The organism is Sphingomonas sp. SphC10, from assembly GCF_057004845.1.
The window spans coordinates 212,611-220,000 of the sequence record NZ_CM168044.1 but is presented as its reverse complement, the minus strand read 5'-3'; the positions used below and the strand labels follow the sequence as shown (position 1 = coordinate 220,000).

The following is a 7,390-nucleotide window of genomic DNA, read 5'->3' as shown; positions in this document are numbered from 1 at the left end:
CGACGCTACCCTTTGCGGATTCATGGGCCCTTATGGATTCAGGAGGGAAGGGAAAATGGGGGGAGCCTACCCGAATCGCTCAACCCCCACTCCGATCGTCCAGCCGGTGCCGGTCTTTCCGGCGGCTTCCGCTCCCGATTTATAATTCTGTTCGTGTGTTGGCCGACGATACGAGCGTTCCGTAGGGGAAATCGCGGCCAAAAAAAAGGCCGGTCTTGCGACCGGCCGGAAAGTTTTTAGGAGAGGATGCCTGAAAGGCCCGATCCTTGTGCACCGCAGCACCCATGTTCGCAATTGCAACCTCGGCAATGATAATTGCAGGAAATGCAATTGGGAGCGGTAACAGTGACTTGGATTGCCCAGCGCCCTTCCTGTGCCCGCCATGGCGACCGCACGGATCGGTCCGATCGACCGCAAGGGTCTTGCCGAACGTCGTGCGGCTGCCGAGATGATCCCCACGATAAAGCGCAAGGATGCCGAATGACCACCAATCCCATGCTCGCCGATACCGACCTGCCCGACTTCGCCGCGATCCGCCCCGAGCATCTGGTGCCCGCGGTCCAGCAGATGATCGCCGACGCGCGCGCCGCCGCCGACCGGATCGGCGGATCGAACGCCAGCGACTTTGGCGATGTCGTGCTGGCGAGCGAGCGGGCGGGCTTCGCGATCGCGCGGGGCTGGTCGCCTGCCGGGCATCTCCATTCGGTCGCCGACACCCCCGAGCTGCGCGCCGCCTATGCCGAGGCGCAGGCGATGCTGGCCGAATATGGCATGGAGGCGGGCCAGGACCCGCGCCTATTCGCCGCCTTCAACCGGGTCGACCTGGCGCCGCTGACCGAGGCCGAGGCGCGTGCGGTCGTGTTGGCGCGGCGGGATTTCACCCTGTCGGGCGTCGGCCTGGACGACGCGGCCAAGGCCCGGTTCCGCGAGATCGGCGTCGAACTGAACCGGCTGAGCACCGAATTCGGCAATGCCGTGCTCGATTCGACCGAAGCCTGGAGCGAGCATGTCACCGACGAGACCCTGCTGTCCGGCCTGACCGACAATGCCAAGGCGATCCTGGCCTCCTATGCCGCAGAGAAGGAACTGGACGGCTGGCTGGTCACGCTGCGCGAACCCAGCGTGCAGGCGATCCTGACCCAGGCGGACAATCGCGATCTGCGCGCGCGGGTCGCCAAGGCCTATGCCACCCGCGCCTCGGACCAGGCGGCCGATCCTACTCATGACAATAGCGCCCGCATCGACCGGATCCTGGAACTGCGCCACGAAGCGGCTCGGCTGCTCGGCTTCGACAACGCCGCCGCCCGCTCGGTCGAGACCAAGATGGCGCAGTCGGCGGACGAGGCGCTGGCCTTTCTGTCCGATCTCGCGGCCCGTGCCCGACCGCTGGCGGAGCGCGAACTGGCCGAGGCGAGCGCCTATGCCGCCGAGAAGTTCGGGATCGCCAAGCTGGAGCCCTGGGATACGGGATATGTCGCCGAGCATATGCGCCGCGAACGCTTCGGCGTCGATCGCGAGGCGATCCGCGCCTATTTCCCCCTGCCCCGCGTCATGGAGGGCACCGTCGCGCTGATCGAACGGCTGTACGGCATCCGCCTGGTCGAGCGGCGGGACGTGTCGGTGTGGAATGCCGATGTCCGCTACTATGATGTGCAGGACCAGAGCGGCGAGATCGTCGCGGGCGTCTATTGCGACTTCCATGCGCGGGCGGGCAAGCGCGGTGGGGCCTGGATGGACGTATGCCGTCCGCGCTTCCGCGATGCCGACCGTTTCCACCGGCCCATCGCCTATCTGACCTGCAACTTCCCGCCGGCGACCGGCGACACCCCTGCCCTGCTGGCGCATGGCGATGTCGTCACCCTGCTCCATGAGTTCGGCCATGTGCTGCACCATCTGCTGACCGAGGTCGACCTGCCCTCGATCGGTGGGATTTCAGGTGTCGAGTGGGATGCGGTCGAACTGCCCAGCCAGTTCATGGAGAATTTCGCGTGGGACCGCGACACGCTGACCGCGCTGTCGGCGCATGTCGAGACGGGCGAGCCGCTGCCCGACGAGCTGTTCGCCAAGATGCTGGCGGCGCGGCGTTTCCAGGCGGGGCTGTTCCTGCTCCGTCAGGTCGAGTTCGCGACCTTCGACCTGCGGCTGCACCGCGATTACGATCCGGCGCTGGGCGGCCGCGTCATGGAGGTGCTCAACGGCGTTCGCGACGAAGTGTCGGTGATACGTCCGCCCGCGTGGAATCGCTTCCCGCACAGCTTCAGCCATATCTTCGCGGGCGGTTATGCGGCAGGCTATTATAGCTATCTCTGGGCCGAGCTGTTGTCGGCCGACGCCTTTGCCGCCTTTGCCGAGGAAGGCCAGGCGGCAGGCGATCGATTCCGTCGCGAGGTGCTGGCGCGCGGCGCAAGCCGCCCGGCGGCCGAGAATTTCCGCGCTTTCCGGGGCCGCGCGCCGGAGCCGGATGCCCTGCTGCGTCATCACGGGCTGGCGGCCTGACCAGCGTTCCGGGGCCGCGATCCGCGGCCCCGGTTTCGTTCCCTAATGTAATCTGGATTATACAGAAAAATCCGTTTCTCGACAGCTTCTTAACCCTCTTTGCCTATCCAGGAGGGATATGGAGGATGTGCTGTGAGCGGATCGGAACATATTGATTTCGAGCAGCGGCTGGCTGCTTTCGACTATAGCGCGCGGAGCTACGCGACCTTCCCGACAATCAAGCGCGCGATCGAGCGGCATGCGCCCGCCGCCCTGACCGCGCTTTACCGGCACATCGCCGATACCTCGCAGATCCGGGGGCTATTCGCATCGCAGGCGCGGATGGACCATGCCCGCGACAAGCAGATGGAGCATTGGCGCAAGCTGTTCTCCCGCCCGCTCGATCGCGATTATGCCGCCGCTTCGACCCATATCGGACAGGTCCATGCGCGGATTGGGCTGGCGCCGACCTGGTATATCAGCGGCTATGCCCGGATGCTGGAATATGTCCTGCCCAAGCTGATCCTGGGGCGACTGTTCTGGCCGTTCGGCGCACGGCGCCGGGCACGGGCGGCGACCGCGCTGGTCAAGGCCTCGCTGATCGACATGGACATCGCGCTGGCCTCCTATTTCGAGGCCGAGCAGGCGGGCCGTCGTGCGGTGATCGAACGCTGCGGCGCGGTGTTCGACCGGATGGCCAAGGGCGACCTGACCGCCTCGCTCGACGGGCTGCCGTCCGAATATCAGGCGCTGGCCGACAGTTTCGAGGCGATGCGCGCCCAGATGTGCGCGACGCTGGGCGTCGTCACCCAGTCGGGCGAGCATATCCGCGTCGGCTCGGGCGACATCCGCCAGGCGTCGGACGACCTGTCCGACCGCACCAAGCAGCAGGCCGCCTCGCTGGAGGAAACCGCCGCCGCCATGCAGCAGATCACCTCGACCGTCCGCCAGACCGCCGACGGCGCCTCGCGCGCCAACCGGATCGTCGGTGAGGCCCGGACCGAGGCCGAGGAATCGGGCCAGATCGTCCGCCGCGCGGTCGAGGCGATGGGCGGCATCGAACGCTCGTCATCCGAAATCAGCGAGATCATCAGCGTCATCGACGGCATCTCGTTCCAGACCAACCTGCTCGCGCTGAATGCGGGCGTCGAGGCCGCCCGGGCGGGTGAAGCGGGCAAGGGCTTCGCGGTCGTCGCCAGCGAAGTGCGCGCCCTGGCGCAGCGCTCGGCCGAAGCGGCCAAGGATGTAAAGACGCGCATCCTCGCCTCCTCCGACCAGGTCGGCGCGGGCGTCGAACTGGTCAACGAAGCGGGTGAGGCGCTGCAACGGATCATTGGCCGGATCGGCGAGATCAGCGACCTGGTGTCGCAGATCGCCGCCTCGGCCACCCAGCAGTCGATCGGCCTGCAACAGGTCAACACCGCCGTCGCCGAGATGGACGGCGTGACCCAGCGCAATGCCGCCATGGTCGAACAGGCCACCGACGCCGCCCGCACTCTGGCTCAGGAAGCCGAGACGCTGGCCCGCGAAGTCGCCCGCTTCCGCCTGGCCGACGTCACCGGCGACCCCCGCAACCCGGTCCACCAGATGCAGCGACGCCTCGCCGCCGTCTGATCCTCATCCCCCCGAGGACCCCCTGGGCTCCGACGCAAGTCGGGGCCTTTTTTGTTGGGGTGTCAGGTGTTTCACTGGACGCAAATTTCTCCCCTGCAAGGGGAGGTGGCAGTCCGCAGGACTGACGGAGGGGTATCACCGCCGGTGGGGACACCCCTTCACCACCGCTTCGCGGTATGGGGACAAGATTGTGCCCCCAGCACAATCTTGGCTTGCCGGGGGCAAGGCAAAGTCCCCACACCCCCTCCCCTTGCAGGGGAGGAATGAAAAACGCCCGACCAGCCCAAGACGCCGAAAACCACCCACTGACGATCAGGGGCGGTCAAAATTCGGCGATATCATGGAAATGGTGGAGCCGAGGGGGATCGAACCCCTGACCTCTGCAATGCCATTGCAGCGCTCTCCCAGCTGAGCTACGGCCCCATCGATTTCGGCGCGCGCCCGGCGGGATGCGGGCTGGCCTGGCAGCGCATGGTATCCATGCGGCTGTTCCGGCGGAATGGTGGAGCCGAGGGGGATCGAACCCCTGACCTCTGCAATGCCATTGCAGCGCTCTCCCAGCTGAGCTACGGCCCCGTTCCGCTGTGGAGGCAGCCCACTAGCGGGGCCGCCGTGGCTCGGCAAGCACTTTTTTCAAGCACCCGCCGAGCCGGTTCGGACAACTCAGTGTTCGTCGTCTTCGCTGGACGTTTCCACGCCCAGATCGTCGTCGCCGCCCAGATCGACTTCATCGTCGGGCGAGGGCTCTTCGTCCTCACCGGTGATGTCCAGATCCTCGTCGTCGCCGCCCGCCAGATCGCTGTCGGCTTCCTTGTTCTCGGGCTTGACCTGCTCGAACGGCAGGGGCTGCTTCGACTTCAGGATGGGCTCGGGCTCCCACTGCGTCCCGCAATTGATGCAGGTGACGGGGTCGTCCTTTTCGAGGTCGTAGAAACGCGTCGCGCATTTCGGGCACGTACGCTTCGTGCCCCATTCCGGCTTGATCATGCCGTTCATACCTTTCGGAATTGGGTTTTCCGCCGGAGCGAAAAGTGGGCGCGCCTTGCCACAGCGCAAGGCCCCTGTCAAAAGCCCGCGCCATCATGGCGCATCCCCTTCCCCAGCCTCGCACCGTGCGAGCCGCCGCCGCCCTTCGCGGCACCATCGCCGTTCCGGGCGACAAATCGATCAGCCACCGCTCGCTGATGCTCTCCGCGCTCGCGGTCGGCGAAAGCCGCGTCGAGGGCCTGCTGGAGGGCGAGGACGTGCTCGCCACCGCCGCCGCGATGCGTGCGATGGGTGCGGACATCGTTCGGCAGGACGACGGGGTGTGGGTGATCCACGGCGTCGGCGTCGGCGGCCTGCTCCAACCCGAGACCGCGCTCGACATGGGCAATTCGGGCACCTCGACAAGGCTTTTAATGGGTCTGGTCGCCAGCCATCCGATCACCGCGACCTTTATCGGTGACGCCTCGCTGTCCAAGCGCCCGATGGGCCGCGTCATCGAGCCGCTGTCGCAGATGGGCGCGCAGTTTCAGGATACGCCGGGCGGCCGCCTGCCCCTGATGGTCCGGGGCATCAACCCGGCCGTGCCGATCCGCTACACCCTGCCCGTCGCCTCGGCGCAGGTGAAGTCGGCGATCCTGCTGGCGGGTCTGAACACGCCGGGCGAGACGACCGTGATCGAGCCGATCGCGACCCGCGACCATAGCGAGCGGATGCTGGCGGGCTTCGGCGCCGAGCTGACCGTCACCCCCTCCCCCGAAGGGCGAATCATTACGATTCGGGGGCAGGCGGAGTTGAAGCCGCAGAATATCGTCGTGCCGGGCGACCCGTCCTCGGCCGCCTTTTGGCTGGTCGCGGGATCGATCGTGCCGGGTGCCGACGTGACGATCACCAATGTCGGCATGAACCCGACCCGCACCGGCATCATCGAAGCGCTGAAGATGATGGGCGCCGACATCACCGAGCTGGACGCGCGCATCGTCGGCGGCGAGCCGGTGGCGGATCTGCGCGTCCGTCACGCAGCCCTGTCGGCGATCGAGGTTCCGCCCGAGCTGACGCCGAGCATGATCGATGAATATCCGGTGCTGTTCGTCGCGGCCGCCTTCGCGACCGGCACGACCATCGCGCGCGGCGCGGAGGAACTGCGCGTCAAGGAATCGGACCGCATCACCGCCATGGCGAACGCCCTCGGGGCATGCGGCGTGACCTGCGAGGAGTTCGAGGACGGCATGGCCGTCACCGGCACCGGCGGCGATCCGATCCCCGGCGGCGCGACCATCGCGACCTTGCTCGACCACCGGATCGCGATGAGCATGACCATCGCGGCCTTGAACGCCCGCGATCCCATCACGCTGGACGATGCCGCACCGGTCGCGACCAGCTACCCCGTGTTCTTCGACACGCTGGAAAAGCTGGGAGCGATGGCATGATCATCGCCGTCGACGGCCCCGCCGCCAGCGGCAAGGGCACCATCGCCCGCGCATTGGCCAGGCATTACGGACTGCCGCATCTCGACACCGGCCTGCTCTACCGCGCGGTGGCGGCGACAGTGCGCGCGATGCACCTCGACCCGACGCGTGAGGCCGATGCCGTCGCGGCGTGCAGCTTCGACGACAGCCTGCTCGCCGATCCCGCCCTGCGTGATGACGAGACGGGCAAGCTCGCCTCGGTCGTGTCGGTGCATCCCCTGGTCCGCGCGGCGCTGCTCCAGCGGCAGAAGCGCTTCGCCAACCAGCCGGGCGGCGCGATCCTCGACGGGCGCGACATCGGCACGGTCATCGCGCCCGATGCGGACGCCAAGCTGTTCGTGAAGGCCAGTTCCCAGGTCCGGGCACGACGGCGGCATAACGAATTGGCGGCGAACGGCTCGGACGTGTCGTTCGAGCAGGTGCTGGCCGATATCCGCGCCCGCGACGAACGCGACAGCGGCCGGGCGACCGCCCCCCTCACCCAGGCGGCCGATGCGGCGGCGCTGGACACCTCCAGCCTGACGATCGAAGCGGCGGTCGCCCGCGCGATCCAGTTCGTCGACGCCCAGGTGGCGGCCAAGGCGCGCTGACGGAGGGGGGCCGCCGCGAAGCGATGTCATTCGCGGCACGCCCCCTCCACCGCCGCCTCGTGACGATCCCCCCCGTGCCGAGGAGGATCCGCCTCACCTTGCGCAAAACCCCATTTTCCGCTAAGGCGCCCCCCGCTCGCGGACCCTGTTCCGCGGAGAGGCTGACGCGGGGCCTTGCCCCAGCGTCCTTTCCGCATTTGTCGCGGACCGCCGCTTTTCCGTGTTTCAGCATCATCTTCGGGCCTGGTGGCGTCGACA

5 protein-coding genes and 2 tRNA genes are annotated in these 7,390 nt (G+C 67.3%); 4 read left to right on the top strand and 3 right to left on the bottom strand.

Annotated features, from left to right (window positions below):
- Positions 1–480 precede the first annotated feature (480 nt).
- Both ACWKSV_RS00970 and ACWKSV_RS00965 read left to right on the top strand, forming a co-directional pair.
- Positions 481–2,496 carry a M3 family metallopeptidase gene (locus tag ACWKSV_RS00970; protein ID WP_191864854.1) on the top strand — a complete coding sequence of 672 codons (2,016 nt, stop codon included), beginning with the start codon at positions 481–483 and terminating at the stop codon, positions 2,494–2,496.
- A 132-nt stretch (positions 2,497–2,628) separates the two neighbouring features.
- A complete protein-coding gene (locus ACWKSV_RS00965) occupies positions 2,629–4,089 on the top strand; it encodes a globin-coupled sensor protein (RefSeq protein WP_076715513.1) in 1,461 nt (486 codons plus the stop codon).
- 347 nt (positions 4,090–4,436) lie between these two features.
- Here the strand turns inward: ACWKSV_RS00965 and ACWKSV_RS00960 are convergent.
- The 3 genes from ACWKSV_RS00960 to ACWKSV_RS00950 form a co-directional block, all read right to left on the bottom strand.
- Positions 4,437–4,512: transfer RNA gene (locus ACWKSV_RS00960), tRNA-Ala, on the bottom strand.
- A gap of 77 nt (positions 4,513–4,589) precedes the next feature.
- Positions 4,590–4,665 (bottom strand) — tRNA-Ala (locus ACWKSV_RS00955).
- Between the two features lie 87 nt (positions 4,666–4,752).
- The gene (locus tag ACWKSV_RS00950; RefSeq protein WP_056439502.1) at positions 4,753–5,076 is read right to left on the bottom strand and encodes a TIGR02300 family protein; all 324 of its coding nucleotides are present in this window, start codon (positions 5,074–5,076) and stop codon (positions 4,753–4,755) included.
- A 95-nt stretch (positions 5,077–5,171) separates the two neighbouring features.
- Between ACWKSV_RS00950 and aroA the strand changes: the two genes are divergently transcribed.
- Positions 5,172–6,503, top strand: coding sequence for a 3-phosphoshikimate 1-carboxyvinyltransferase (gene aroA / locus ACWKSV_RS00945; RefSeq protein ID WP_076715512.1), 1,332 nt, complete (start codon positions 5,172–5,174; stop codon positions 6,501–6,503).
- Positions 6,500–7,132 (top strand): (d)CMP kinase, encoded by a 633-nt coding sequence (gene cmk / locus ACWKSV_RS00940; protein WP_076715510.1) that lies wholly within the window; start codon positions 6,500–6,502, stop codon positions 7,130–7,132. The genes aroA and cmk overlap by 4 nt, the downstream gene beginning before the upstream one ends.
- Positions 7,133–7,390 lie beyond the last annotated feature (258 nt).

Excerpts from the sequence above, each read along its gene's own strand:
- ACWKSV_RS00970 (WP_191864854.1), top strand. The coding sequence starts at position 481 with ATGACCACCAATCCCATGCTCGCCGATACCGACCTGCCCGACTTCGCC.
- ACWKSV_RS00950 (WP_056439502.1), bottom strand. The coding sequence starts at position 5,076 with ATGATCAAGCCGGAATGGGGCACGAAGCGTACGTGCCCGAAATGCGCG.
- aroA (WP_076715512.1), top strand. The coding sequence starts at position 5,172 with ATGGCGCATCCCCTTCCCCAGCCTCGCACCGTGCGAGCCGCCGCCGCC.
- cmk (WP_076715510.1), top strand. The coding sequence starts at position 6,500 with ATGATCATCGCCGTCGACGGCCCCGCCGCCAGCGGCAAGGGCACCATC.